Source organism: Paenibacillus chitinolyticus, from assembly GCF_045038035.1.
In the GTDB taxonomy this organism is placed as follows: domain Bacteria; phylum Bacillota; class Bacilli; order Paenibacillales; family NBRC-103111; genus Paenibacillus_F; species Paenibacillus_F chitinolyticus_A.
In genome coordinates, this window is record NZ_CP173427.1 from 3,959,202 (window position 1) to 3,983,822 (window position 24,621).

Annotated in this window: 24 protein-coding genes, 1 pseudogene and 1 riboswitch; of the genes and pseudogenes, 3 read left to right on the forward strand and 22 right to left on the reverse strand. The window is 55.0% G+C overall.

From position 1 onward, the window contains the following. The first annotated feature begins 245 nt into the window (after positions 1-245). Complete coding sequence (locus ACI48J_RS17720; RefSeq protein WP_405079530.1) at positions 246-1,553, forward strand: ArsB/NhaD family transporter; 1,308 nt, start codon at positions 246-248, stop codon at positions 1,551-1,553. A gap of 89 nt (positions 1,554-1,642) precedes the next feature. On the opposite strand, the gene ytfJ is transcribed toward ACI48J_RS17720, so the two are convergent. The 8 genes and pseudogenes from ytfJ to ribD all read right to left on the reverse strand — a co-directional run bounded on the left by ytfJ (position 1,643) and on the right by ribD (position 8,385). Then, positions 1,643-2,119 (reverse strand): GerW family sporulation protein, encoded by a 477-nt coding sequence (ytfJ, locus tag ACI48J_RS17725; RefSeq protein WP_009674430.1) that lies wholly within the window; start codon positions 2,117-2,119, stop codon positions 1,643-1,645. 125 nt (positions 2,120-2,244) lie between these two features. Next, positions 2,245-2,979: a DUF2953 domain-containing protein gene (locus ACI48J_RS17730; RefSeq protein WP_405079531.1), complete on the reverse strand. Its 735-nt coding sequence runs from the start codon at positions 2,977-2,979 to the stop codon at positions 2,245-2,247. Positions 2,980-3,341: 362 nt separating this feature from the next. Continuing rightward, positions 3,342-3,944 (reverse strand): annotated as a pseudogene (scpB, locus tag ACI48J_RS17735) (SMC-Scp complex subunit ScpB); the annotation flags it as partial. Further along, on the reverse strand, positions 3,913-4,695 hold the full coding sequence (locus tag ACI48J_RS17740) for a segregation and condensation protein A (protein ID WP_405079532.1): 783 nt from the start codon (positions 4,693-4,695) through the stop codon (positions 3,913-3,915). The gene ACI48J_RS17740 and the pseudogene scpB, both read right to left, overlap by 32 nt. Positions 4,696-4,792: 97 nt before the next feature. Then, positions 4,793-5,263, reverse strand: a complete 471-nt coding sequence (gene ribE, locus ACI48J_RS17745; protein WP_009674421.1) for a 6,7-dimethyl-8-ribityllumazine synthase — start codon at positions 5,261-5,263, stop codon at positions 4,793-4,795. Positions 5,264-5,329: 66 nt separating this feature from the next. After that, positions 5,330-6,553, reverse strand: coding sequence for a bifunctional 3,4-dihydroxy-2-butanone-4-phosphate synthase/GTP cyclohydrolase II (locus ACI48J_RS17750; RefSeq protein ID WP_326051897.1), 1,224 nt, complete (start codon positions 6,551-6,553; stop codon positions 5,330-5,332). Positions 6,554-6,592: 39 nt separating this feature from the next. Beyond that, complete coding sequence (ribE, locus tag ACI48J_RS17755; protein WP_405079533.1) at positions 6,593-7,261, reverse strand: riboflavin synthase; 669 nt, start codon at positions 7,259-7,261, stop codon at positions 6,593-6,595. Continuing rightward, positions 7,246-8,385 (reverse strand): bifunctional diaminohydroxyphosphoribosylaminopyrimidine deaminase/5-amino-6-(5-phosphoribosylamino)uracil reductase RibD, encoded by a 1,140-nt coding sequence (gene ribD / locus ACI48J_RS17760; protein WP_405079534.1) that lies wholly within the window; start codon positions 8,383-8,385, stop codon positions 7,246-7,248. Before ribD ends, ribE (ACI48J_RS17755) begins: the two co-directional genes overlap by 16 nt. A 489-nt stretch (positions 8,386-8,874) precedes the next feature. Further along, a riboswitch (FMN riboswitch) is annotated at positions 8,875-9,057 on the reverse strand. Between the two features lie 305 nt (positions 9,058-9,362). On the opposite strand from ribD, the gene ACI48J_RS17765 reads away from it, so the two are divergent. Next, on the forward strand, positions 9,363-9,626 hold the full coding sequence (locus ACI48J_RS17765; RefSeq protein WP_405079535.1) for a hypothetical protein: 264 nt from the start codon (positions 9,363-9,365) through the stop codon (positions 9,624-9,626). A 48-nt stretch (positions 9,627-9,674) separates the two neighbouring features. Here ACI48J_RS17765 and ACI48J_RS17770 read toward each other — a convergent pair whose 3' ends face one another. From ACI48J_RS17770 to ACI48J_RS17790, 5 genes are all read right to left on the reverse strand, one after another. After that, entirely contained in the window at positions 9,675-10,106 is a 432-nt protein-coding gene (locus ACI48J_RS17770; RefSeq protein ID WP_009674443.1) for a peptidylprolyl isomerase, read from the reverse strand. 266 nt (positions 10,107-10,372) lie between these two features. Further along, positions 10,373-11,704: a diaminopimelate decarboxylase gene (gene lysA / locus ACI48J_RS17775; protein WP_326051989.1), complete on the reverse strand. Its 1,332-nt coding sequence runs from the start codon at positions 11,702-11,704 to the stop codon at positions 10,373-10,375. Between the two features lie 142 nt (positions 11,705-11,846). Next, positions 11,847-14,099 carry a spore germination protein gene (locus tag ACI48J_RS17780; protein WP_405079536.1) on the reverse strand — a complete coding sequence of 751 codons (2,253 nt, stop codon included), beginning with the start codon at positions 14,097-14,099 and terminating at the stop codon, positions 11,847-11,849. An 18-nt stretch (positions 14,100-14,117) separates the two neighbouring features. Then, positions 14,118-14,537 carry a stage V sporulation protein AB gene (locus ACI48J_RS17785; RefSeq protein ID WP_326051892.1) on the reverse strand — a complete coding sequence of 140 codons (420 nt, stop codon included), beginning with the start codon at positions 14,535-14,537 and terminating at the stop codon, positions 14,118-14,120. Then, on the reverse strand, positions 14,534-15,172 hold the full coding sequence (locus ACI48J_RS17790) for a stage V sporulation protein AA (protein ID WP_405079537.1): 639 nt from the start codon (positions 15,170-15,172) through the stop codon (positions 14,534-14,536). Before ACI48J_RS17790 ends, ACI48J_RS17785 begins: the two co-directional genes overlap by 4 nt. Before the next feature lie 190 nt (positions 15,173-15,362). Between ACI48J_RS17790 and ACI48J_RS17795 the strand changes: the two genes are divergently transcribed. Continuing rightward, complete coding sequence (locus tag ACI48J_RS17795; RefSeq protein WP_217556213.1) at positions 15,363-15,572, forward strand: DUF378 domain-containing protein; 210 nt, start codon at positions 15,363-15,365, stop codon at positions 15,570-15,572. A 134-nt stretch (positions 15,573-15,706) separates the two neighbouring features. On the opposite strand, the gene sigF is transcribed toward ACI48J_RS17795, so the two are convergent. The 9 genes from sigF to ACI48J_RS17840 all read right to left on the reverse strand — a co-directional run bounded on the left by sigF (position 15,707) and on the right by ACI48J_RS17840 (position 24,580). Continuing rightward, the gene (sigF, locus tag ACI48J_RS17800; RefSeq protein WP_009674438.1) at positions 15,707-16,462 is read right to left on the reverse strand and encodes an RNA polymerase sporulation sigma factor SigF; all 756 of its coding nucleotides are present in this window, start codon (positions 16,460-16,462) and stop codon (positions 15,707-15,709) included. A 12-nt stretch (positions 16,463-16,474) separates the two neighbouring features. Beyond that, a complete protein-coding gene (gene spoIIAB, locus ACI48J_RS17805) occupies positions 16,475-16,921 on the reverse strand; it encodes an anti-sigma F factor (RefSeq protein WP_009674418.1) in 447 nt (148 codons plus the stop codon). Beyond that, entirely contained in the window at positions 16,918-17,271 is a 354-nt protein-coding gene (spoIIAA, locus tag ACI48J_RS17810) for an anti-sigma F factor antagonist (RefSeq protein ID WP_009674398.1), read from the reverse strand. The genes spoIIAB and spoIIAA overlap by 4 nt, the downstream gene beginning before the upstream one ends. A gap of 120 nt (positions 17,272-17,391) precedes the next feature. Beyond that, positions 17,392-18,567, reverse strand: coding sequence for a D-alanyl-D-alanine carboxypeptidase family protein (locus tag ACI48J_RS17815; RefSeq protein ID WP_405079538.1), 1,176 nt, complete (start codon positions 18,565-18,567; stop codon positions 17,392-17,394). A gap of 194 nt (positions 18,568-18,761) precedes the next feature. After that, positions 18,762-21,464 (reverse strand): CHASE3 domain-containing protein, encoded by a 2,703-nt coding sequence (locus tag ACI48J_RS17820; protein WP_405079539.1) that lies wholly within the window; start codon positions 21,462-21,464, stop codon positions 18,762-18,764. Positions 21,465-21,738: 274 nt separating this feature from the next. Beyond that, a complete protein-coding gene (locus ACI48J_RS17825) occupies positions 21,739-22,119 on the reverse strand; it encodes a hypothetical protein (protein ID WP_009674411.1) in 381 nt (126 codons plus the stop codon). A 169-nt stretch (positions 22,120-22,288) separates the two neighbouring features. After that, positions 22,289-23,110, reverse strand: a complete 822-nt coding sequence (locus ACI48J_RS17830; protein ID WP_405079541.1) for a purine-nucleoside phosphorylase — start codon at positions 23,108-23,110, stop codon at positions 22,289-22,291. 251 nt (positions 23,111-23,361) lie between these two features. Beyond that, the gene (gene xerD, locus ACI48J_RS17835; RefSeq protein ID WP_405079542.1) at positions 23,362-24,261 is read right to left on the reverse strand and encodes a site-specific tyrosine recombinase XerD; all 900 of its coding nucleotides are present in this window, start codon (positions 24,259-24,261) and stop codon (positions 23,362-23,364) included. 82 nt (positions 24,262-24,343) lie between these two features. After that, positions 24,344-24,580: a DUF4227 family protein gene (locus tag ACI48J_RS17840; RefSeq protein WP_326051886.1), complete on the reverse strand. Its 237-nt coding sequence runs from the start codon at positions 24,578-24,580 to the stop codon at positions 24,344-24,346. Between the last annotated feature and the right edge of the window lie 41 nt (positions 24,581-24,621).

Sequence of the window (24,621 nt, forward strand, 5' to 3'; positions counted from 1 at the left end):
CGCGGGCGGTTCTTTACAAATTCCCGGAACTCCGGTATACTTCTTTTGGATTGTTTGAGAAACGGCCGAGAACACCAAGCAAGTGAATATGGAGATCACCGGAGGAGCCTGTCATCGCAGGCTCCTTTTTGCGTTTTTTTCCTCCGCTTCCGTTCCGCCGGACACCCGCGCAGCCGTCTAAATCCGCCCGAATGTGCGGATGCGGGAACGCTTGAATACCGCTAACAAAAAGGAGAGATCACCCTATGACTCAAGTCTGGATCGCACTTATCGTTTTTCTGGCGACGTATGCCGTCATTATATCGGAGAAGAAAAACCGCGCCGTCGTCGCCCTGCTCGGGGCCGCCATTATGGTCATCTTCGGTATTGTAGACGTCCACAAGGTGTACACCGAATATATCGAATGGGGAACCATCGCTCTATTGGTGGGCATGATGATTCTTGTCGGTATCACCAACAAGACCGGCGTGTTCCAATACGTAGCCGTACGCGCGGCAAAAATGGCCAAGGGAGATCCGATGCGCATTCTCATCTTCCTCTCCCTTCTGACCGCAATCGGTTCGGCCATGCTCGATAACGTAACGACCGTGCTTCTGGTCGTCCCGGTCACCTTGTCGATCACCCGGATGCTGAACATTAACCCGGTGCCTTTTCTTATTTCGGAAATCATCGCTTCCAATATCGGAGGGACCGCTACTCTGATCGGAGATCCGCCCAATATTATGATCGGGTCGGCTAATCCCCATCTGACGTTTAACGCTTTTCTGAGCAATCTCGCGCCGGTGACCGTTATCATCCTCATCGCAACGCTGGCGATGCTGCGCGTCATCTATAGAAAGCAGCTTAAAACCAGTCCCGAGCACAAAGAAAAACTGATGCAGCTGGACGAAAAAGCCTATATACAAGATCCCGTCCTCATGAAAAAATCGCTGATAATTCTCGGGCTGACCATTATCGGATTCGTGCTTCATTCCGTCATTCATGTGGAAGCGGCTGTCGTAGCCATCACGGGCGCCGTGCTTTTAATGCTTTTCGGATTAAAAGAAAAAGAAGTGGAAGAGGCGTTCGATTCCGTGGAATGGGTCACCATTTTCTTCTTCGCCGGTTTGTTCACCCTGGTCGGAGCCTTGCAGGAAGTCGGCATCATTAAAAGTCTGGCTCTGCAGGTACTGAACGTTACGGGAGGAGACGTGAGGCTCGCCGCTCCGCTTATTTTATGGGGATCGGGGATAGCATCCGCCACTATCGACAACATCCCCTTCGTCGCTACCATGATCCCTCTTATTAAAGATATGGCCGTCAACATGCAGCTGCCTGCCGATTCCATGGAGATCAACACGCTCTGGTGGTCTCTGGCCCTGGGAGCATGTCTTGGAGGCAACGGGACTCTGATCGGCGCTTCCGCCAATGTTATTGTAGCGGGCATTGCCGCTAAAGAAGGCAAAGGATTCAGCTATTTGGAGTTTCTTAAAATCGGAGCTCCCATCACCTTCGTTTCGCTGCTTATTTCGCAGTTGTACCTCTATTTCCGCTACATGATTTTTCTGCCCTGACCAATGAAATCCGTTACCCGACCAAAACGGCAAAAAGCCCGGAATCGGTTTTGTCCGATTCCGGGCTTTTCGCATGGCCGGAGAGAAAGTTACATTTTGATGGTGTCCGCTTCGATATTAATGTTCGAAGTACCCGCACCGCCAAGACCCGAAGCGCTTCCGCCCTGCTTGATCATGGACTGCACACGGTCCACGATTTGCGGAGCGGAGTCGATCAGACGCTCGATCAGATGAGTTTGATTGTCGAGCGGCACAATCTTGACGCCATGCTTGCCTACGACAAGAAATGCGATCGGGGTAATGGAGACACCGCCGCCGCTTCCGCCGCCGAACGGCATTTCCACGGCCGCTTTCTCAAGCCCGCCCCGGCTCCCCACGTCCGGAAGAGTTTCCGTCGTGAACTCGCTGCCGCCTGCCGCGAAACCGAACCCGACTTTACTGATCGGCATAATGACGCTGCCGTCCGGTGTTTCTACCGGATCGCCGACAATGGTGTTCACATCCACCATTTGCTTGATGTTTTCCATGGCTGTTTTCATGAGCCCTTGAATCGGATGATCGGTCAATGAAGTCTCCTCCTTTGGTTCCTTCAAAGCGGTAGTTCCATGCTTGAAGGAGTGTTAGGTCTGCATCCGATAGGTTGCCCCGGGAATGATCTTCGTATGTAAACCGCCCTAAGCCCGCGCCGGTTTTACGTCGCGGCCGGCTCCGGCCTTTTGGCGCGCGTTTCGTCTCCGGAAATGACCTGACGCAGGAGCCGGAACCAGGCGCGCAATCCTCCTGGCGTTCTGATTATCCGGTAGATCAGTCTGCATCCGGAAAGACCGATTGCCGCTGCTTTAGCCTGAATTACACATACAAACTCGATTTGAAAAGCGGTGCGGTTATACTGCGGATTTACAGCCAGTTTCGGAACGGCGGACAGCGGCACATATTTCGTCAGCAGCCCGACAACCGCCGATTTCAAAGTCCACACGGTTCCGGATAGTATAGCGGTCCGTACCGCGTCGCCTGCGCCGACTCCCGTGCTCCATTTCAGCTCTGTGCAGCGAAAGGCGCTCAGGGTCCGTTTAAACCAAGCGTTTAGCCCTTGCGTGTGCCGCAGCAGGTCTTTTCCTTCGCGGTAAAAATCCTGAATATATTCTTTATCGATTCTGCTTTTGCTTTTTTTGGTGATATCCATTTTATTCTGATCGGCTTGATTGATTTTAAACGTAAGTCCGTCAATCAGATTGTTGAACTGAATGGCCGGCACATTAAACCGGTATTTAATCCAGCCGTACAGCGCACGGACCTGAACGTACATTTCGTCATTTTCCCCGACCCGGTTCCAGTAAAACGTAAATTGAACGGAGCTGAGCATGGCCAAGACGGCCGCCAGGACCAAAACAAGCGCAATGGCGATTATTATTCCCCCGATTAACACAGGTACCCTCCTCCCGCAAACCGACCTTCCTAGTATCACCCGCTCCATCCAGATCATTCAAACATTTTGCGAGACCCGGGCACCGGTCCCAATCAAAAAAGCGCCCCGCTTGCATACCGCAAGCCAAGACGCTTTTCTTTTTGCTATTCTTTGTCCGGTACGTCCGGATCTTTAGCAAGCCCTGCCGGAAATTCCGGCACTTCCGAAAATTCCCAATCGCTGGGTTCCGATGACGTAAACTCGTCCCGTTCCGGAACAGAGACGGGCTTCTCACCGTCATTTTCCAAGAGCGTCAAGTGCTCCCCGCTGTCCGCGGACAAACCGGCGTTTTTGGCATTCAGCCCGTTCAGCAGATCCCGTCCCAAATCTTCGAAAGTCAGCTGGTCGGTTTCGTCGACGTTCAATTTGTCAAAAAGAAGCTTCGTCTCTTCCTCCAGATCGAAATCACCGACAAAAGCCGGCGACTCCGGCAGATCGTCGATCGAACTCAAGCCGAAGTATTCCAGGAAAGGCTTCGACGTTCCGTATAAAATCGGCCGTCCGATCGCTTCCGCGCGCCCCGTTTCCACAATGAGCTCCTTCGCCATAAGCGTATGAAGGGCCCGTTCGGATTTGACCCCGCGGATTTCCTCGATCTCCACCCGAGTGATCGGCTGTTTGTATGCGATGATGGACAACGTTTCAAGCGCGGCCTGCGACAAAGAGGAACGGGAAGGAGAATAGGCCAGCCGTTCGAAATAAGGCGCATGCTCCGGAACCGTCGTCATCTGATAGGCACCGGCAACTCGCGTGATCTGGATCCCCCTGCCTCCGCCGCGCAGGTCTTCCTGAAGCTCTTCGACCAGCTCGGTGACGATGTGCGCGTCAATCTCCAGAATATCGGCGAGCTGTTTCTTGTCCAGTCCCTCGTCTCCCGCCACGAAAAGCAGCCCTTCAATAATCGATTTCATCTGTTGAAAGTCCATCCGTCATCTCTCCTTCTTTGGCCTGAATGACGATGTCTTCAAACAGCCGGTGCTGAAAGCACTGAATCTTTTTCATCTTCATCAGTTCCAATACTGCCAAAAACGTGACCACGATTTCCTCGCGGCTGCATTCCTTTTCAAAAAGCTTCGAGAACAGGAGCCGCCCGCCTTTCTTGCGCAGAAGCTCCACCAGATCCACGATCCGGTCCTTCACGGATATTTCGTCCCGCCGGATTTTGGTGACCTGATTGCGGTGCACCATCTTCCGAAGCGTCCGCTGGAAGGCCAGCATCAGGTCATTGACGTCCAGCCCTTTAACGGGATTCTCCTGCACCTGGGGGACGTAGGGCGTCAAGTCCTCGGGCTCGCGGGTAAACACAAGACTCCGCTCCACTTCCTTGTCGCGCAGCAGATCGGCAACCGCTTTGTACTTGCGGTATTCGATCAGCTTCTGCACGAGTTCGGCCCTCGGATCGAAGTCGTCCTCTTCGTAATAATCGAAGTCCAGATCGAGTACGGGAGGTTTCGGCAGCAGCATTTTGCTCTTGATCGCCAGCAGCGTGGCGGCCATGACCAGAAATTCGCTCGTCACTTCCAGCTCCAGCTCGTGCATAGCCTGGACATATTCCATGTACTGCTCCGTTATGTCCTTGATCGGGATATTGTAGATATCGACCTCGGACTTATCGATCAAGTGAAGCAGCAGGTCGAGCGGCCCTTCGAACGCTTCAAGTTTATACAGCATTTTCATGAATCTGCTCTCCCAAAAAAAGATCCCCGTCCTAAGTGGCCGGGGCTCCGAATCGCTTGCTAAGCGCTGTAGGGAGGCGCGAGCTTAAAAACCGCGGTCAGCCCTGCAGCTGCTTCGTAAGATTAGCCATTTCTATCGCGGTAACGGCGGCATCCCAGCCTTTGTTGCCCGCTTTCGTGCCGGCCCGTTCAACCGCCTGTTCGATGGAATCGGTCGTCAGGACTCCGAAAATAACCGGAACACCCGTTTTTAATGAAATGGCGGAAACGCCTTTGGCCACTTCGTTGCAGACATAATCAAAGTGAGGCGTGGAGCCGCGAATAACGGTACCCAGTGTAATGACGGCGTCATATTTACCGGTTTCCGCCAGTTTCTGGGCAATCAGAGGAATTTCGAATGCGCCGGGTACCCAGGCGACTTCGACTTCGGTATCTTCCACTCCGTGGCGCTTTAGCGCGTCGAGCGCTCCGCCCAGCAGCTTGGACGTAATAAATTCATTGAAACGGCCCACAACGATGCCGTATCTCTGTCCTTGTGAAATCAGATGACCTTCATAATTTTTTACCACAATAACCGACTCCTTCTAGTATACAAATTGATGACGCAGATAAAAAGAGATTTTTAGAAAAAAGCATCAGTTTGGATCAAATTGGAGCAAATGACCGAGTTTTTCCTGCTTGGTATGCAGATATCTGGCATTATCTTCATTATGCGGCATTTGGATCGCGACTCTTTCGACGACCTCCAGTCCATAACCTTCCAAACCTTTGATCTTGCGAGGATTGTTCGTAAGCAGGCGAATCTGCCGGATTCCGAGATCTTTCAGAATCTGGGCCCCTACTCCGTAGTCGCGCAGATCGGGAGCGAATCCCAGCTTGACGTTCGCTTCGACCGTATCGAGGCCTTCTTCCTGCAGCACGTAGGCCTTAAGCTTGTTGATCAGTCCGATGCCGCGCCCTTCCTGACGCATATAGAGCAGCACGCCCGCCCCTTCATCGTTAATCTGCTGCAGAGCGGCAGCGAGCTGGGGACCGCAGTCGCAGCGGTGGGAGTGGAACACATCTCCCGTCAGACACTCGGAATGTACGCGTACCAGCGTCGGAACCGAGCCGTCTATCTTCCCTTTGACAAGCGCGACATGCTCCTTCTGATCCAGCTGGTTTGTATACGCGATGGCCTGGAACGTGCCGAAATCCGTCGGCAGCTTCGCCTCCACTTCGCGTTTGACCAGGTTTTCCTTTTCACTCCGGTAATGGATGAGGTCTTTGATCGTAATGATCTTCAGCCCGTGAATGCGGGCAACCTCCATCAGATCGGGGACCCGGGCCATCGTTCCGTCTTCCTTGATCACCTCGCAAATAACCGCCGCGGGATACGAGCCGCTCATGCGGGCCAGGTCGACGGCCGCTTCCGTATGACCCGCGCGGCGCAGGACGCCGCCCTTTTTCGCAATCAGGGGAAATACGTGCCCCGGCCTGCGGAAATGAAGCGGCTTCGCTTCGGGATCAATCAGGGCCCGGATCGTCCGGGAGCGCTCGTGGGCCGATATCCCCGTCGTCGTTTCCGCATGATCGACGGACACTGTAAAAGCCGTCCCGTGATAATCCGTATTGCGGGATACCATGGGAGGCAGGTCCAGTTCCTGCGCCCGTTCTTCCGTGATCGGGGCGCAGACGAGTCCGCGGCCTTCCTTGATCATGAAATTGATGACCTCGGGCGTCGTTTTGTCGGCCAGGGCGATGAAATCGCCTTCGTTCTCGCGGTCCTCGTCGTCCACGACGATAATGACCTTCCCTGCGGCCAGGTCGCTGACCGCTTCTTCGATCGAATGAAACGAATAGGTTTCTCTCTCTGTCATTTTGTTCCCTCCTTCAATAAAATACGGGTCGGCTTACCGTCAGAAAAATCCGTTCTCCGCCAAAAACTTCTCGGTCAGCCCGCCCTGTCCGGCGCGGGAATGTGTCTTCCCCCCCGAACCCGTGCGGAGCAGTTTTTCAATATACTTCCCAAGCACGTCGCATTCGATGTTCACGCTGTCCCCCGGCTGTTTGTCCTGCAGAATCGTCTGGGCCAGGGTATGCGGAATGATCGAGACGGCGAACGTACCGTCGGTCACATCTATAAGCGTAAGCGAGATGCCGTCGATCGTAATGGAGCCGCCCGCGATCATGTAGCGGAGGATAGCATCGTCTTCCGGCTCCAGCCGGTAGACGACCGCATTCTCCTCCGGCGTTCTCGCCCGGATCCGGGCGGTGCCGTCTACGTGGCCCTGCACGAGATGGCCGCCGAAACGGCCGTTCACCGGCATCGCCCGTTCCAGGTTGACGCGTGCTCCCGTCTGAAGCGAGGCCAGGTTCGTTTTGCGGTACGTCTCCGGCATGACATCGACGGAAAAGGTTTCCTTGTCGTAGGCGACGACGGTCAGACAGACGCCGTTGACGGCTATACTGTCGCCGAGCTTTACATCTTCCAGCACCAGGCGTGCGCCGAGGGTCAGGACCATCGCCTGGCCCTGCTTGTGTATGCGGCGCATAACGCCGATTTCTTCGATTAATCCGGTAAACATGATGAACCCTCCTTCTCGGCGTACTGCGGGTAGCCCGTGAGGCAGACGTCTTCGCCGACGGTCTCGACGGTCATCCGCGCCAGCCGGATCGCCTCGCTCATGCGGCCGAATCCGGCGAACGACGCGTTGTCCGGCGCCTCCGGTCCGCCGCCGATCCATTTCGGGGCGAAAAACAGCACCGCCTTGTCCACCAGGCGGTTCTCCAGCATCGCCCCGCTGAGCCGTCCTCCGCCTTCCAGGAGGACGGAAGGCACCTCCCGCTCGCCCAGGAGCCGCATCGCGAGCGGGAGATCGACGTGCGGGCCGCTGCCGCACGCCAGCACTTCGGCGCCAAGGGCTTCAAGCGCTTCGCGCTTGGCCGGATCGGCGCCGGCGGTGGTCAGGATGAGCGTCGGCCGCTCATCCTGCTGCCGCAGCACCCGCGCGGACAGCGGCGTCCGGAGCTGCGAATCGACGACGATTCGCAGCGGGTGGAGCGCCGGCACGGACAGCCGGGTGGTCAGCTCGGGATCATCGGCAAGCACCGTGCCGATGCCCACCATAATCGCGGCGTGGCGGTGCCGCATCGCGTGGACGAGCTCGCGGGCGGGCGCGCCGGTGATCCACTTGCTGTCGCCGGTTTTGGCGGCGATCTTGCCGTCGAGCGTGCTCGCGGATTTCATCGTGACGAAGGGCAGGCGCGTCACGATGAATTTATTGAACGCCTCGTTCAAGGCGTTCGCTTCGTCCGCGAGCAGACCGGCCTCCACGTCGATGCCCCGGCTCCGCAGTCTTGCGATCCCCGAACCCGCCACGAGCGGGTTGGGGTCTACGGCCGCGACGACGACCCGGCGGATGCCGCTCTCGATGAGCCCGTCGCTGCACGGCGGCGTCTTGCCGTAATGGCTGCACGGCTCCAGCGTGACGTAAGCCGTGGCGCCTTCGGCTTCGCGGCCGGCCATCTTCAGCGCGTGCACTTCCGCGTGGCCCTCTCCCCGCTTCAGATGGGCGCCCATGCCGACGATGCGGCCGTCTTTGACGACGACGCAGCCGACGACGGGGTTGATGCCCGTCTGTCCGAGCGCCGCCTGGGCCATTTGCAGCGCCAGGCGCATGTAACTTTCGTCCTGCAAAGGTTGAAGCATGAGCGGTCTCCTTTCCGGGAAGGGAATCGCCTCTTCCCTCTTTTCTGCCTCGGCAGCTTTCCGGCTTGGTTCGTTCTGTGTTTAGTCTCTCCCGCATCGGCCAAAATGTTGAACCTGAAAAAGCCCCTGTCCGTTTCGGACAAGGGCGGTTTTATGGAATAGCAAGAACGCGCGTGAAGCCAGTCTGCGGGTACGGGAAAGTACCTCCCGCCCCCTTAAATGAGGGAACGGATACGAAGTTCTCCGGCAGGTATGCCAAAGAACGTGCTGCTACCACACATTCGGATCTTGCATGCAGAAAGGACGTTATCGGAAATAACGGCACTGGAAAGATGCACGAACTAAAGCCGCGATGGCTTGCCGTCCAGTCTCGCCGCTGTGTCGAACTTCAGAGCACAAATAAGCCGGCCACCCAGGCCGCGTATGTACCTAAAAAAGCCCTTTCTGCGCGAATGCAGGTAAAGCTGCGTATGCAGACTGAATCGTTTCGTTCTCCTTCTCCCATCCAGACTTTAACTGTCGGTCTCGGACTCTCACCAAGTCAGCCGGATTGTCCTGCGTTCGAACGCTTAAAAAAGAGACAAGCCGGGTCACGGACTGAGCTGCAGACCGGATAACCGGTACTGCGGCAACACCGCCGGTAGGGACTTTCACCCCGCCCCGAAGGATTGATTCAATCTTATTCGATTGTTGACTGAATAGTACCATTGTCATTTCCAAATTGCAAGTGTCAAGTTGACTAGTCCGGTCGGAAAACGGTATAAGCAGGGCCGAATCGGGGAAAGGCTGGATAAGTCTGTCATATGGGTGATATGCCGAACAAAAGCGGAACGTGTCTCACACCAAGGAAGGATGCTTATGTGGCCCACATAAATGGAGATTGCAGCGGAAGGACAGAAGGGTATTCAACCCTCCGGATATTCAAGCAAGTGCCCGGTAACCCGGGCGATCATCTTGTACGAAAGGGAAGCCGAAAAATGAAAAGGAACACAGACTTCACCCGAAATGGCCTGAAGCCAGCTAAAAACATGGCGGCTGTCGGCTTCGCAAACCTATATCAAGGCAATTCTGACGCGATCCCCGTTATTGAGCGCGGCCGTGTACTGCAAGAGGGATTGGCAGCCTGCGGATGGGATAAAGCGCGGCTCTGGGACGAACTCGTTAAAGCCGGCGTGGATTCCCTGCTGGATGTTGCGTACGCGGAAATACGCCGCGATGCCCTTATGCTGAAAAGCCCCTGACCAGCCGCTTTCTTACAGCGGTTGTCCAGGGGCTTTTGGATACATTCCTTACACTTCGACGATTTCAACTTTCTCCATCGTGTCGCGGCCTTTGAACGCGTCCACATATTCCATGCCTTTGGTTACTTTGCCGAAAACCGTGTGCTGGCCGTCAAGATGAGGCTGCGGCTGGTAGCAGATGTAGAACTGGCTGCCGCCTGTGTTGCGTCCGGCGTGAGCCATTGCAAGCGTTCCGCGCTCATGTTTGTTCGGGTTGATTTCGCAGTCGATTGTGTATCCGGGACCGCCGGTGCCGGTGCCTTGAGGGCAGCCGCCTTGGGCTACAAAGCCCGGAATAACGCGGTGGAAATTAAGTCCGTTGTAGAAACCGGAATTAGCCAGTTTCTCGAAGTTTGCCACTGTGTTCGGGGCATCCTTTTCAAAGAGGTCGATCAGCACTTCGCCGCCGCCTGCCATCGTGATTTTCGCTTGTTTTGCCATGTGGGACACTCTCCTTTTATGTATCGGTTCCTGCTTGGATTGCGGGGTACATGATTGTGAAAGCAATCTCTTTCATTGTACTCCATATTGGATGGATGTACAAATAAGCGTCACTTTTACGAGTCAGGTTCGTCCGTCCGTTAACGGAAACCGTTCACTATCTTCGCTGCGCTGCAGGACTTTCCAAGCGTATAAAAACAAGCCGGAGGGAGTGCTCCGGCTTGTTTAGCCTTTATCGGGACGTTACGCCCGTCTATGAACGAAAATCAGCGGACCGGCTGAATTTGTTTCATCCGTTCCGGCACGACATCGTTGCGGACCAGATCTTCGTACGTTTCCCGTTTGACCGCCATGTCGGCCATCCCGTCTTTTACGAATACGACGGCGGGTCTGCGAATCCGGTTGTAGTTGCTGGCCATGGAGTAATTGTACGCTCCCGTACTGGCAACGGCTAGTATATCACCCGTCTCGACGAGAGGAAGCTCCACGTCCCAGATCAGCATATCGCCGCTCTCGCAGCACTTGCCCGCGATGGAGACCGTCTCCTGAGACGGTTCCGAAGCCCGGTTCGCCAGCATCGCTTCGTACTGGGACTGGTACAGGGCCGGGCGGGGATTATCCGTCATGCCTCCGTCAACGGAAACATATTTGCGAACGCCGGGAATATCCTTGTTCGTTCCTACGGTGTACAAAGTCGTTCCGGCATCGCCGACGATACTCCGGCCCGGTTCGATCCAGATCTCCGGCATCGGATAAGAAACGGCCTCGAAGCGGGTTTTGACCGCTTCCGCGATCGCTTCGACATAGGTCGACATCGGCAGAGGCGTATCGCCTTCCACATAGCGGATTCCGAAGCCGCCGCCCAGGTTGATGACCGAGAAAACCACGTTCAGCTCATCCCGTACCTGCGAGGCAAACTGGGCCACCTTCTCGGCTGCCACCCGGAAACCTTCGACCTCGAAAATTTGCGATCCGATATGGGAATGAACGCCGAGCAGGAGCAGATGATCCGCCGCGGCGGATTCTTTGACCGCTTCGAAAGCGGCCCCGTTCCCGAGGTCGAATCCGAACTTGGAATCGATCTGGCCGGTGGAAATATATTCGTGCGTATGGGCTTCGACGCCCGGTGTTATTCTCAGCAGAATCGGTACGCGCTTGCCTTTCGAACCTGCAATCGCATCCAGCATGCGGAGCTCCGTGAAGTTATCGACGACGAAACAGCCGATTCCGGCGTCAAGCGCCATTTCGATCTCGGCCGGCGTCTTGTTGTTGCCGTGGAAGTGTATGCGCTCGGGAGGAAAACCCGCCTGAAGGGCCGTAAACAGCTCCCCGTCGGATACGACGTCCAGGGACAGTCCTTCCTCGGCTATGATGCGGCACATCGCCATGACACAGAACGCTTTGCTTGCGTAAGCGACCTGAAATTTTAACCCGGACGCCTGAAAAGCATCGACAAACTCGCGGCAGCGCCTGCGCACGAGCGCCTCATCCACAACATATAACGGTGTTCCATAGCGGGCGGCCAGTTCCGTGGTATCCACACCGCCGACTTCCAAATGGCCTAGAGCGTTAACTCGGCTTGTTCCATGAAGATGCATCGTCCGTTTCCCCTCTTCGTTATCCGTATCCATGACTGCTTCCGTCTTGTTTCTCCATTACATTATTAACTAAAGTAACACAATGTCACTTAGCTGACAATACAACTTTCACGGAAGGGGGCAAGCCGGATAGGACGCGCTGTCATTCGGGCGCAGGCTGACGGGTTCCGTCTTTGGAACGCGTGATGCTGAGCCTTGTTTTGTGCTTCAGAACCGGCAGACGGAACAAGATGTTCAGCAGCCCCATCGCATTGAACGGAAGGAAAGGCCACATGTAGGGAGCCGTATGCGAACGCTGGAGGGACAGGAACGCCAGCCATACCGTAGTTGCGATGACAAAACCCGGAACTTTGAAGAGCGCCACCGAAAACAGCAGGATAAGCCGGACGATCCGGTTGGCTAAACTCAGCTCATAGCTGGGGGTGGCGAACATGCCGATCGTCGCGATTGAAATGTAGAATATAATTTCATTCGTGAACAGCCCCGTTTTAACGGCAATGTCACCGATGAGAATGGCCGCGACCAGCCCCATGGCAACGGACAAAGGCGTCGGCGTATGGACGGAAGCCATCCGCATCAGATCGATCCCGAGTTCGGCCAGAAGAAACTGGATGAGTACCGGGATTTTGCCCGGATTTTGCGGTCCGATAAACTCCAGGCCGGTCGGTTTGAGACCGGGTTCTAGTACCATCAAGTACCAAAGCGGCAGAAGAAACAACGAAGCCAATATCCCCAGAAAACGGACCCAGCGCAGATAGGAACCGATAATCGGAAGCTGCCGATACTCTTCCGCATGCTGGAGATGATGGAAGAACGTCGACGGCATGATCATGACACTCGGCGAAGTGTCGGACATCAAGATAACGTGCCCCTCCAGCAGATGGGCGGACGCCACATCGGGCCTCTCCGTATACCGGACCAGAGGATAGGGGTTCCAGCCTTTCGCTACGATTGCTTCCTCCAGCTGCTTCTCGGCCAGCGGAATTCCGTCAAGATCCACGTTCTTGACTTTGTCACGGATGGCCTCAACCAGCTTCGGATTCGCGATATCGTCGATATAACCGATGCAGATATCGGTGCTGGTCCGCTTCCCCACCTGCATAATTTCGACCCGCAGCTTCGGGTCGCGGACCCTTCTTCTCACAAGTGCCACGTTCGTCATAAGCGTTTCCACGAATCCGTCCCTTGAGCCGCGCACGACTCTTTCGAGGTCAGGCTCTTCTGTCGAACGGACGGGGAAGTTTTTGGCGTCGACGACGAGCGCCGTCTTTTCGCCTTCGATAAAAACGCCGGTCGCCCCGGTCATGACCTGGCCGATGACTTCTTTCATCGTCTGGTACGGCGACACTTGGATGTGCGGAATGAGATATTCTTTGAGGCTCTCGGCCGGATTATTCTCCATCGCGGCGTGGTCCGCGTAACTTAGCCGGTCCAGGACCATGGTGAGCACCTGGTCTTTGGCCAGTCCGTTTACGTAGTAAAAACCGACCCGGATCGAACCGAACACCATCTCGCGCAGCACAAGGTCAAACGATGTTCCCAGGCCCGAACGCTCTTCCAGCATATCCTTGACTTCCTGCATCGAGAGCGGGATCGGGTCGTCTACCGGTTTGGAAGCCTTGCCGTTGGACGGCCCCTTGCCCTTCCGGCCTTGTTTAATCCCCTTTGCCCCGGAAGCCTGCTTCTGCTGCCCGGCGTCCTCGCTGCGTCTGACGTTTGGCGCCTCGCCATGGCCTTCGGAGTTCGGGGGCTGCTTTCCGCCGCCTTGATCCGCAGCCGAGCGCTTCCGGGAGAAAGAAGCTTGAATAGGACCCTTGTTCCCATCCTGCAACAGCTTTTTGATCCCAAAAGCCTCTTCTTCCGGCATGCCGCCGGAATGGTCCTGCTCCTTGCTTCCGCTTTCACGGCCCGGGGATTCTTCCGGGGTCCGCGGTCCGGCCCGGAACCCTTTTCTTGCTTCGGACCCTTTGCCGGATCGGGCAGCGCCGCCGGAATTGTCGTCACGGGTTTCGGATCGTAATCCGGAGGCGGATCCGCCTCCCCCTGATTCACTCCGGAATTCGTCCGGTTCTCCGGCTCCTTGCGCCGGTTCCTGTCTTTCCCGTCCGGACGCTTCATTTTCCGGAGCCTCTTCCGGGGCATTCGCCCGGCTTTGCAACTGATCCTCACGCCCGCTATCCCCGGCGTCTTCGTTCAGCTCCGTGCCCGACAGGTCATTCATCTCCATCTCCGGAGCGGCAAAAACGTTGCCTTCCTCATCGATCTGGAGGGCGGGAGCTTTAGACCTGTCATCTGCGTCGGAGCCGGAGCCGGAACCGTAACCGGAAATTTCCCCTGTCCCCCCGTGCCTGCGGTCTTTATCTTTCACCATCATCTTACCGATCAGCTTTTTCATGCGTACTCCTCCTCAGCCTCAATAAATAAACCATTCGAACAAGGAGCCCAAAACCTTGCCTGCAATCATGGCCGTGAGCAGCCATACCATATAGGACGTCATGCCCACCCGTTTGGCGAGAACCGGGAGGACATTGATGATTTCCGTCAAGGCCGCGGACAGCATGCCTATAAACGCTCCCGCAAACAGCCCGAAAACACCGGTCCACCAGACAGGAGCGGACAGCTTCCAGTTAAAGAAATCCATCAAGGTAAAAACCAGCGAACCGGCAATGACTGCGATCTCGCAGCTGCGGATGCGGTTTTGAGCCCGGCTTACCTGAAGCAGCCGCGGTATGATATCCAGCACGAGCAGGAAAGCCACCATGCCGCTGCCGACCGCGATCCCCCCGGCAAGTCCTGTCACGACCGCGGCAGACCAGCCCAGCAGCGTGATCATGGGGAAGACTCCCGCTTCGAGCGGTTTAAAGACTGATATTCTTCGGCTATCGTATAGCGGTCGATATTTTCCTGATAGGTAAACATCTCAACTTCGAGCGGGCTCGGCTCTTCGTTGAATTTTTTCTTAAAAAAGTGATTAAAAAAAACCGCCATGCCGATTCCGATACCAAGCGAATACGGAATTTGCAGAAACAGCGGATGCTCGGTCTTTTTGCCGGTTACAAGCTCATACACCCGCTGATGCACCTCCAGCATGCTTACGTCCGCATGAAAATTCATAATCGTAAGGCCCGATCCGATAAAAAGCAGAACCCAAACGGCCGCTAGAAACAATAGATTGGGTTTACGAGTACCGGAATCGATCTCCACGAGCGTATGCGGCTCGCCGAAATGTTCGATTTGCAGATTAGGGTGCACGTTTTTGACAGCCGCCACGATGCTGAGCATATCGATCAGAATACGGTTGCCGTCCTTGACTTTCGGGTGGACCAGAACAAGCCCCCGAAGCGTGCTTTCATACGCGGGCTCTACAATCATCTGGGCGACCCTCCCCAAGGTGACCGGTTCCCGTGCGGGTACCCGTATTCTGCGGCGCAAGCGGATATAGAGACAGGCGTCTGCGGTTTGATTCAACCCTCATCCCCCCAAAACATCCTTTTGCCAGTAGTATGCGGCGCATTCGGCAGAATCATCCAAGAAAAGGCTCCCAAACTTTGCCCGCGGCGCATCCTCCGTTTAAATCCCGCATGCATAAAAAAATTCCCGCCGAGGAACATTAGGAACGAACAAGCTTTTCCAACTTCCAAACAGGTGGTGAACACCCATGTCTCGAATTGCTCTTACCCTGATTATCGTAGGCGCGCTGAATTGGCTCCTCGTAGGTATCTTCGAGTGGGATCTGGTATCCGCGATTTTCGGCGGTGAAGTGCACCGCACCTCTTCCGCCTTCAGCCGTATCATTTATACACTGGTCGGATTGGCGGGTATCTACAGCCTTTCGTTCTTCTTCCGGGACGATGCGGCCGTACGTTAACCAGGCATTCTCTCCGGCCCTGCTCCGGAGAGAAATCGGGGACGGGTCCACGAAACGTTACAGCTCCCGGCGGGCGAACGTATCGTGGATTTTTTTTGCGTCCGCTACGGGAAAAAGAAAAAAAGACCAGAACGCTATTGAGCGATCTGGTCTTTTATGGATTGTAAGATTTTTTTCTCCAGCCTGGATACCTGGACCTGTGAAATGCCGAGCCTGCTGGCGACCTCCGACTGCGTCTGATCCCTGAAATACCGGAGATACACGATCAGCCGCTCCCGTTCGTTAAGAGCGCCGATGGCTTCGTTAAGAGCCAGTTTCTCAAACCATTTATCCTGGGTTTCGTCGGCGATCTGGTCCATCAGCGTGATGGGATCCCCATCGTTCTCAAAAACCGTTTCATGGATCGAGGAGAGCGGCTTGCTCGCCTCCTGGGCGAAGACGACTTCCTCCGGCGTAATCCCCAGCGCATCCGCGACCTCCTTGATCGTCGGAAGGCGGTTCATGCCTTTGGAGAGCTCGTCCTTGGTCTTGCGGATTTTGCTGGCCAGTTCTTTAAGCGATCGGCTGACTTTCAGCGTTCCGTCGTCACGGAGAAACCGCTGGATCTCTCCGATAATCATCGGAACCGCATAGGTCGAAAACTTCACATCGTAGGACAAGTCGAACTTGTCCACCGATTTGAGCAGTCCGATGCAGCCGATTTGAAACAAATCCTCGGCTTCGTAGCCGCGGTTCAGAAAACGCTGAACGACGGACCAGACGAGCCGGATGTTGGAGTTAACCAGCCGTTCCCGGGCGAGCGAATCTCCCGATTGGCTGAGTGCGATCAAACGCTTGACTTCACTATCATCCAGGAAACTGTGCGAGGAACCTTTCAAATCGACATCCATCGTATCAAACCCCTAGTTTACCAAAGCTTTTTTGGATTCAATTCTTTTCTTCATCCGGATGCGGGTGCCGGTACCGACTTCGGTAACCACGTCGACCTCATCCATAAAGTTTTCCATAATGGTAAATCCCATTCCGGACCTTTCCAGCTCCGGCTTGGACGTATACAGCGGCTGCTTGGCTTCTTCCAGATCTTCGATTCCCGCTCCGTTGTCTTCCACCGTGATGTAGACCTCATCATCCACAATTTCCGTCACGATCGTTACGACTCCGTCGGGTTTATTATCATAGCCGTGGATAATGCAGTTCGTTACCGCCTCCGAAATGACGGTCTTAATATCCGTCAACTCGTTCATGGTCGGATCGAGCTGGGAGATGAACGAAGCGACGGCGACACGCGCGAAAGCCTCATTCTCGGACTTGCTGGCGAATTGGAGCTTCATGAAATTCGATTCGCTCATAACGCGACCTCCAGACTGGAGATCGCGGATCTCTCGTTGTCTTCAATCGTTACGATCTTGAACATGCCCGACAATTCGAACAAGCGGTAAACTTCCGGAGAGATGTCGCAAACCACCATGCGTCCGCCCTTGCCCGTAATCTGCTTGTAGCGCCCGAGAATGACACCCAAACCCGAGCTGTCCATGAAGGAAAGATCCTTCAGACTCAAAATGAGGTGCTTGGTATCCTGCCGGAAAATGGCATCTTCCATGCGGGTTTTGACCACATCGGCCGTATGGTGATCCAGTTCCCCTTTCAGACGAACGACCAGCGCTTTACTTCTGTGCTCAAATTCGATTTGCAAACTCATGTGCCATGTCACTCCTTCCCACATGACTCACAAGTTCTACAATCCCTTTGGCATTTCCTGCCTGCTGACAAAACTAGAAGAAAAGCGCCAAAAGCTCTTCGGAAGCGGGAAAATACGACTTTATTCTCCGCCGAACAGGCTGCGAGCCGAACGCTTCATAAGCGTCCACCAGCCGGCTTTTTTGACATCGGCGGGAGACTCGATCGGGTATTCGGTCAGCACTTCGTTGTTCTTATACACCACGATTTTGCCGATAGGCTGCCCTTTGGCGATCGGCGGCTTCAGATCCTGGCTGAGCTGGAGCTCGTGGCGGATTCCTTCTTTGCCTTCGCCTTTTTTCATCAGAATGCTGTAAGAACGCGCTGCGGTCAGAGGCACCGAAGCGACATCGCCCTTGCTGATCTTAAGCTCCCCCAGGGCGTCTCCGGCTTTGAAGATCGGGAAATTGCTGTACTGGGCAAACGCGTAGTCGAACAGCTTCGTCACTTCAGCATTGCGGGTTTTCGTGTTCGGTTCTCCGAGCACGACGGCAATCACGCGAAACCCGTCACGGATGGCGGTTGCCGACAAGCAGAACTTCGCTTCGCTCGTATAGCCGGTCTTCAAGCCGTCGGCTCCCGAATAGAAACGGACGAGCTTGTTTGTATTGACGAGCCAGAACGGTTTCGCGGAATCTTTCCGCAGATGGTCCTGGTAGTTGCCGGTAAACTTCGTGATGCCGGTATGTTTGAGAAGTTCCCGCGACATAATCGCGATATCGTGCGCGGAAGTATAATGATTTTCCGTCGGCAGTCCGTTGCAGTTGGAGAAATGGGTGTTGTTCATTCCGAGCTGCTTGGCGCGCTCATTCATCATCGCGACGAAGTTTTCCTCCGAGCCCGCCAGCTTCTCGGCCATCGCTACGGACGCATCGTTGCCCGAAGCCATCGCGATACCTTTGAGCATTTCTTCCACGCTCATCTCTTCGCCCGGCTCCAGGAAAATCTGCGAGCCGCCCATCGAAGCCGCATATTCACTGGTGCTTACCTTATCCGTCATCTTGATTTTTCCGCTGGCTACGGCTTCCATGATGAGAAGCATGGTCATAATTTTCGTGATACTGGCCGGCGGAAGCTTGGTATCCATGTTCTTGTTCACAATAATTTCGCCCGAATCCGCATCCATTAGAACGGCCGATTGCGCATTGGGAGCGAGATCAACCTGCTGAGGCTTCTCCTCCTTGGCCCATACGGCCGGTCCGGCTGCGGACAGCAGCAGACTCAGCGCCAGAACCGCACAGCTCATTTTCTTCCACATCGTCTTCTACCCCTCCTGCTCAACAATTAGACATACGATTCACAAACTGGGTGGCTAGTATGTAAACCGGGAATTTCATTAAGCAGTCTTGACGGAACCGGACAAAAATATTCCAGTGATTCCCTATCCTGACAAAAGACTTCAACAAAAAAAGAGCGGGCTCCTCGGCCGCGCTCTTCATCCGTGACGAATTTTCAGTTTTCGTTCAGCCATACATTCAGCAGAGAGATCAGCTGATTCAAATCTACCGGCTTGGAGATATAGTCGGACGCACCGGCATCGATACATTTATCCCGGTCGTTCTTCATCGCTTTGGCCGTGACGGCAATAAGCGGAAGATCCGCCCACTCTGCGCGTTCCCGAATGCGGGTCATCGCCTCATACCCGTCCATCCCCGGCATCATAATGTCCATCAGCACGACGTCGATATCCGGCGTATGGTCCATCAGCGCCAGACATTCGATCCCGTCGCCTGCCGTCAGCACGCGCATTCCCCTGCTTTCCAGCGCTACGCCGAGCGCCGTGACGTTGCGGGGATCGTCATCCACGATAAGCACGGTTTTGCCGGCGATAATCGTTCCGGTTCGGCCGGCGGCCTCGCGCTTCGGCTTCGCGGGCGCCGGCGGGGCAGACGCCTCCGCTTCCAGTGCGGACGCCGCTTCCATACCAGCCGTATCCGCCCGGTCCAGGCAGCAGATATACAGCGTGAACGTGCTTCCCGCTCCTTCCTCGCTCGCCAGATGGATGCAGCCGTTCAGCAGACCGGCCAGATCGCGGGAAATGGAAAGTCCGAGTCCCGTGCCTCCATACTGCCGGCTTGTCGCTCCGTCCGCCTGCCTGAATGCCTCGAAGACATGTTCCTGCTTGTCCTGCGGGATGCCGATGCCCGTATCGCGGACGGATATCGCCAGTGCCGTCGTCCAGTCGAGGCCCGGCAGCAAGTGATTCTCTTCCTCTTCCTTCGCCCGCCGCAGCGACAGGGTTACCTCGCCGTAATGTGTAAATTTAACCGCATTCGACAGCAGATTCTTGACGATTTGCTCCAGCCGCTGTCCGTCGGTCTGGATGATTTCCGGCAGTCCGGGCTCCATGGTACGTTTGAACGCTACGCCTTTGTCCTCCAACATTTTGCCGAAAAGATGTTCCATTTTGTCGGGCAGCTCCGTTAAATTGAACGGTTCGTAATTCACTTCCAGCTTGCCCGCTTCGACTTTGGAAAGGTCGAGAACGTCGTTGATGAGCGCGAGCAAATCGTTGCCCGCTTTTTGAATCAGCTCCACGTAATCGAGTTCCTCTTCGCTCAGCGTGTTGTTCTGATTTTCGGCGAGGAACTGCGACAGCAGCAGCATACTGTTCAGCGGAGTCCGCAGCTCGTGGGACATATTTGCCAGAAATTCCGATTTGTATTGGGAAGCCAGCTGGACCTGCTCCGCTTTGGCTTGAAGTTCCAGCGACGCCTGCTCAAGCTCCAGCGTTTTTTGTTCCGATACCCGGTACTGGGCTTCGAGTTCTTCGTTCGTGACCTGCATTTCTTCCGTCTGGGTGCGCAGCTCTTCGGACTGGACTTGAAGCTCCTCCGCCATGACTCTGGATTCCTGAAGAAGGCGCTCTACTTCCATGCGGCTTCCCACACTGTTAAGTATGATGCCGAACGAAGTGAGAAGCTCTCTCAATACTTGGCGCTGAGAAGCCGTAAACGGTTCGAAGGAGGCAAATTCCACCACGGCCGTAACCGAACCTTTGAAAGAAGCCGGGGCAATCAGAATATACCGCGGCGCCGCTTCTCCGAGGCCGGAACGGACCGTCACGTAGTTTTCCGGCAGGTGATCGACAGCCAGCATCCGGTTTTCCTCCGCGCACTGTCCGACGAGACCTTCGCCGGGTTTAAACATGCGGGAGCGCTCCCCGTTTCCGCCATCGGACGCGTACGCCGCCACCCGGTGAAGGCCGTACTCCCCATCTACGGTGTGAAGCATGTACACCACGCCGTACGGGGCGTTGAACAGTTCCGCCGCTTTGCGTACGAACATGTCGGACAAAGCCGCCGTGTCCGTAAAACCTTGCAGAGCGGTCGTCAACTCGGCCACCTGCGTTTTCTCCTCGGTTTCCCGCTGCACATTGTCGAGCAGACGGTTCGTCGCATCACCGAGGTCGCGTATTTCATCGCGTGACTTGACCTCGATCCGTTCGGAAAGATCCCCGTCCGACGAAGCCAGATGGTTGATGGCGCGAATCACCTTCCTGATCGTCCCCTGAATCGACCGGGAGATCAGGATCGCGGTCGCGACGGCTACAACGGCCACGCCGAGCATCATGAGGTACAGCGCGCTGCGCATATCCTTGTTCCGCTCGTCCAGATTAGCCACCCGGTCTAGGGTCAATTTGGTTTCCGTACTGCGGAAGGTGTCGATCATGACCCGGATGCGGTCCATATATTTTTTACCGGGGTCCTCCTGAAAATATTGCTGGATTTGCGAAGCGTTTCCGGCTTTTTTCCACGCAATGACAGGCTGTCCCGCTTCCGCGATCCATTTCTCGATAACGGACCGCAATTCCTCCAGCCGTTTCTGCTGGGAAGGATTGTCGGCAACAAGACCGTGAAGCGTATCGTAATCCGCCAGCCAGTTTGCCTGCGCTTTCTCGTAAGGCTCCAGATAACGGTCATCCCCGGTAATGACGTACCCCCGCTGCCCCGTTTCCATGTCGAGAAGCTGCTTCTCAACCTCCGACGTCAAATCATGGACCTGAATGTCGTGTTCCGTGACAAAGTCGATCTCTTTCTGCAAAGATACAATCCGTCCGTTTACGGCAAAAATCGAGGCTGCCAGGCAGATCAAGATAAGCAGATAGCCGGACATAATTTTCCACCGGATACTGAAACGCCGTGCTCGCGCCACTCTTACTCCCCCCTAGTTACTGATGCTTTCCTTTAATTAACGAACCAAAAAGGGCACGGCTGAAAAAGGCCGCATGCTTCCTGACGGGCACGCGACTTGAAGAGGCCTGAATAACCTGACCTTTTGCAGTTCGTAACAAACAGCTTAATTTAACTATTATACTATTGATCGCCGTTATTTGCTAACGGGGTTTACTAGATTTAGCAAAACTTCCCTCCGCTTGGACAAATAAAAAGGAGCCCTCCAGGGCCCCTTTTTAAAACCGAACTACCGCTTATTCGACCACCAGCACCGACTTCATATCGTTGTGGCCTTCGCCGCAAGGCAGGATACACTTAATTTCGTATTTGCCCGGCTTCTCGAAGTTCACTTCCTGGGACTTGTTCGTTCCGTCCAGCTTAACGTCAACGCCTTCACCCGTAATGTCGATGGCGTGCACGCCTTCTTTCAGGATGAGAGAAACTTTGGTCTGGCCTTTCGGAATTTTGTACTCCGCTTGATCGAATTTCCAGTTGGATGCTGCAATTTTGAGAGAAGCGCCGGCTGTTTCTTCCGCGGCTCTTTCCGCTTGTCGGGCATTGATATCTTGAAAGAGGAAACCCACTCCCATAGCACTCGCGCCGATAAATAGTACAAACATGATCCACTTGTACATGAAGATCCCCCCATCGCGTAATTACCTAATTATTGTACCTAAAATAACGGAAATTGCCTAATCCTTTCCTGAGGCAAACTTCGAATAATTTGTGACAATTCCGTGATATTTTGATCCGCAGGCCGTTTCGGACCGTCAGCGGCCCGAAGCAAAGCCGGTTGCGTAAAGCCTACAATTCCTCGATAATACCGAGAACCAGCTGAAGAAACTTCGGCTTGACCTTCTCCGTCGTCTCCATCACTTCCTGGTGGGAAAGCGGCTGGTCCAGGATGCCCGCGGCCATGTTCGAGATGCAGGAGAAACCGAGCACCTCGATGCCGGCGTGGCGGGCGACGATCACTTCCGGCACGGTCGACATGCCGACGGCGTCCGCTCCGAGCGTACGGATCATGCGGATTTCGGCCGGAGTTTCGTAAGTCGGTCCGAGAAGGCCGAGGTAAACCCCTTCGCGCAGCGAGAAATTCTGCTTCTCGGCAACGCTGTGCGCAAGCTTGCCCAGCCTTCTGCTGTAAGCTTCCGACATATCCGGGAAGCGAACTCCGAGCTCGTCGTCGTTAGGACCGATGAGCGGATTGCGGAACATGAAATTGATATGATCCTGAATCACCATCAGATCGCCCACTTCGTAAGACGTATTCACGCCGCCCGCCGCGTTGGTTACGATGAGCGTCTGAACGCCAAGGTCTTTCATGACGCGTACCGGAAATGCGACCGTTTCCGCGCCGTAGCCTTCATATTGATGGAAGCGGCCTTTCATCATGACGACTTGTCTGCCTTTGATCGTGCCGGCCACCAGCTCGCTCGCATGACCTTCCACGGTCGAAACCGGGAAGTGCGGGATATCGCTGTAGTCGATAACGACCGCTTCTTCGATAAGGTCGGCCAGGACGCCGAGTCCGGAGCCGAGAATGAGACCGACGGTCGGACGGAAGCCGAGCTTCTGCTCGATATAGGCCGCCGCTTCGGTGACGCGTTGTTTTTCTGTGCTCATGTAAGAACACTTCCTCTCTTATTGTGTCCGATTATTAGAATTCCTTGACTAAAGTTGTTCATTTGGACAACCCCCTCCGGTTGTCAAATGCGGGTTACAGCCTGGTAATTTTTTATGTAAGGCAAAAAACAGCATGGACATTATCTCATTATTGCCTCCGGGATGCAAAAATACCCAATGCCGCATTGACGCATTAAAGTAATCTTCCGGACCGGCAAAAGGAAAAGCCCCTTAAGGGGCCGGGTAACCGTTTACGTCATTTTCGCTCTCGGATGCGTCCGGTCGTAAACTTCCTTCATCTTCGACTTCGTCACATGCGTATACACCTGGGTAGTGGAAAGGTCGGCATGGCCCAGCATTTCCTGCACCGAGCGCAGATCCGCCCCGTTCTCCAAAAGATGCGTGGCGAAGGAGTGCCTCAAAGTGTGCGGCGTAATGTCCTTGTCCACTTCGGCGTCCGCGGCGTATCGCTTAAGCATTTTCCAGAAGCCCTGGCGGGTCATGCGCGTACCGAGGTGATTCACGAACAAGGCCGTTTCCGGCTTGTGCGCCTTCATCAGCTGCGGCCGCGAGGCGGACACATACTCGTCGACCACTTTGGCGGCCATGCTTCCGAGCGGAATAATCCGCTCTTTGGCCCCGCTTCCGACGCAGCGGACAAATCCGAGGCTCGTGTTGACGTCGCCGACATCCAGGCTGATCAGCTCCGATACCCGGATGCCGGTCGCATACAGCACCTCGAGCATGGCCTTGTCCCGGATGCCGTTGCTCGTGTCAGACTGAGGCGCCGCGAGCAGGCGCTCCATTTCGTCCATGGTCAGCACCTGGGGCAGTTTCTTCTCCTGCTTCGGATTCTCGATATCGCGCGTAGGGTCGAAATCCATCCTGCCGCAGCGGATCATATAACCGTACAAGGAACGGATCGAAACAAGCGTCCGGGACTGGGTCGCCGTAGCCCGCCCGAGCTGCTTGAGACGGGAGATGTAGCTGACCACATGCACCTTGCTCGTCTCGCCCAGCGTCCGGATGTTCTGGTGCTCCAGAAATTCTATATACTGCTGCAGATCCCGAGCATACGATTCGAGCGTATTCCGGGACAAACCTTTCTCATGTTCCAGATAGTCCATGAATACTTCCAGATCTTCTCTCAAGTTTCCTTGCTCCTTCATGGCATTTCTAAGCTAGCCGGTTTTAAGTCTATATACCATTCGTCACAAAACCGATAATTCCTCTTTATTCCCCGTACCAATAAAACAAACGGAGCCTCGCTGCCATACTCTCGCTGCCTTCCGTCTGAACCGCGTGCTGCTGGAACACTTTAACCGACGTGCCGCTGGGATGGCGGTACTTGTCAACCGGTTCGACCCACAACGAAAACAGGGCAAACACCCGGTACAGGACATAAGTCAGCGTAACGAACAAAATGAGAAATTTGGTCCTCTCCAGCCATTTATGTACGGATACGATCATACAACCCGTCCCCCCCCTTTATAACAAGCGTATGATAGGGG

What these genes read in the sequence shown, in the direction of transcription:
- ACI48J_RS17720 (WP_405079530.1), top strand. Translation starts at nt 246, where the DNA reads ATGACTCAAGTCTGGATCGCACTTATCGTTTTTCTGGCGACGTATGCC.
- ACI48J_RS17740 (WP_405079532.1), bottom strand. Translation starts at nt 4,695, where the DNA reads ATGAAAATGCTGTATAAACTTGAAGCGTTCGAAGGGCCGCTCGACCTG.
- ACI48J_RS17750 (WP_326051897.1), bottom strand. Translation starts at nt 6,553, where the DNA reads ATGACAGAGAGAGAAACCTATTCGTTTCATTCGATCGAAGAAGCGGTC.
- ribE (WP_405079533.1), bottom strand. Translation starts at nt 7,261, where the DNA reads ATGTTTACCGGATTAATCGAAGAAATCGGCGTTATGCGCCGCATACAC.
- ribD (WP_405079534.1), bottom strand. Translation starts at nt 8,385, where the DNA reads ATGCTTCAACCTTTGCAGGACGAAAGTTACATGCGCCTGGCGCTGCAA.
- ACI48J_RS17765 (WP_405079535.1), top strand. Translation starts at nt 9,363, where the DNA reads ATGAAAAGGAACACAGACTTCACCCGAAATGGCCTGAAGCCAGCTAAA.
- ACI48J_RS17770 (WP_009674443.1), bottom strand. Translation starts at nt 10,106, where the DNA reads ATGGCAAAACAAGCGAAAATCACGATGGCAGGCGGCGGCGAAGTGCTG.
- lysA (WP_326051989.1), bottom strand. Translation starts at nt 11,704, where the DNA reads ATGCATCTTCATGGAACAAGCCGAGTTAACGCTCTAGGCCATTTGGAA.
- ACI48J_RS17780 (WP_405079536.1), bottom strand. Translation starts at nt 14,099, where the DNA reads ATGAAAAAGCTGATCGGTAAGATGATGGTGAAAGATAAAGACCGCAGG.
- ACI48J_RS17785 (WP_326051892.1), bottom strand. Translation starts at nt 14,537, where the DNA reads ATGATCACGCTGCTGGGCTGGTCTGCCGCGGTCGTGACAGGACTTGCC.
- ACI48J_RS17795 (WP_217556213.1), top strand. Translation starts at nt 15,363, where the DNA reads ATGTCTCGAATTGCTCTTACCCTGATTATCGTAGGCGCGCTGAATTGG.
- sigF (WP_009674438.1), bottom strand. Translation starts at nt 16,462, where the DNA reads ATGGATGTCGATTTGAAAGGTTCCTCGCACAGTTTCCTGGATGATAGT.
- spoIIAB (WP_009674418.1), bottom strand. Translation starts at nt 16,921, where the DNA reads ATGAGCGAATCGAATTTCATGAAGCTCCAATTCGCCAGCAAGTCCGAG.
- spoIIAA (WP_009674398.1), bottom strand. Translation starts at nt 17,271, where the DNA reads ATGAGTTTGCAAATCGAATTTGAGCACAGAAGTAAAGCGCTGGTCGTT.
- ACI48J_RS17815 (WP_405079538.1), bottom strand. Translation starts at nt 18,567, where the DNA reads ATGTGGAAGAAAATGAGCTGTGCGGTTCTGGCGCTGAGTCTGCTGCTG.
- ACI48J_RS17825 (WP_009674411.1), bottom strand. Translation starts at nt 22,119, where the DNA reads ATGTACAAGTGGATCATGTTTGTACTATTTATCGGCGCGAGTGCTATG.
- ACI48J_RS17830 (WP_405079541.1), bottom strand. Translation starts at nt 23,110, where the DNA reads ATGAGCACAGAAAAACAACGCGTCACCGAAGCGGCGGCCTATATCGAG.
- ACI48J_RS17840 (WP_326051886.1), bottom strand. Translation starts at nt 24,580, where the DNA reads ATGATCGTATCCGTACATAAATGGCTGGAGAGGACCAAATTTCTCATT.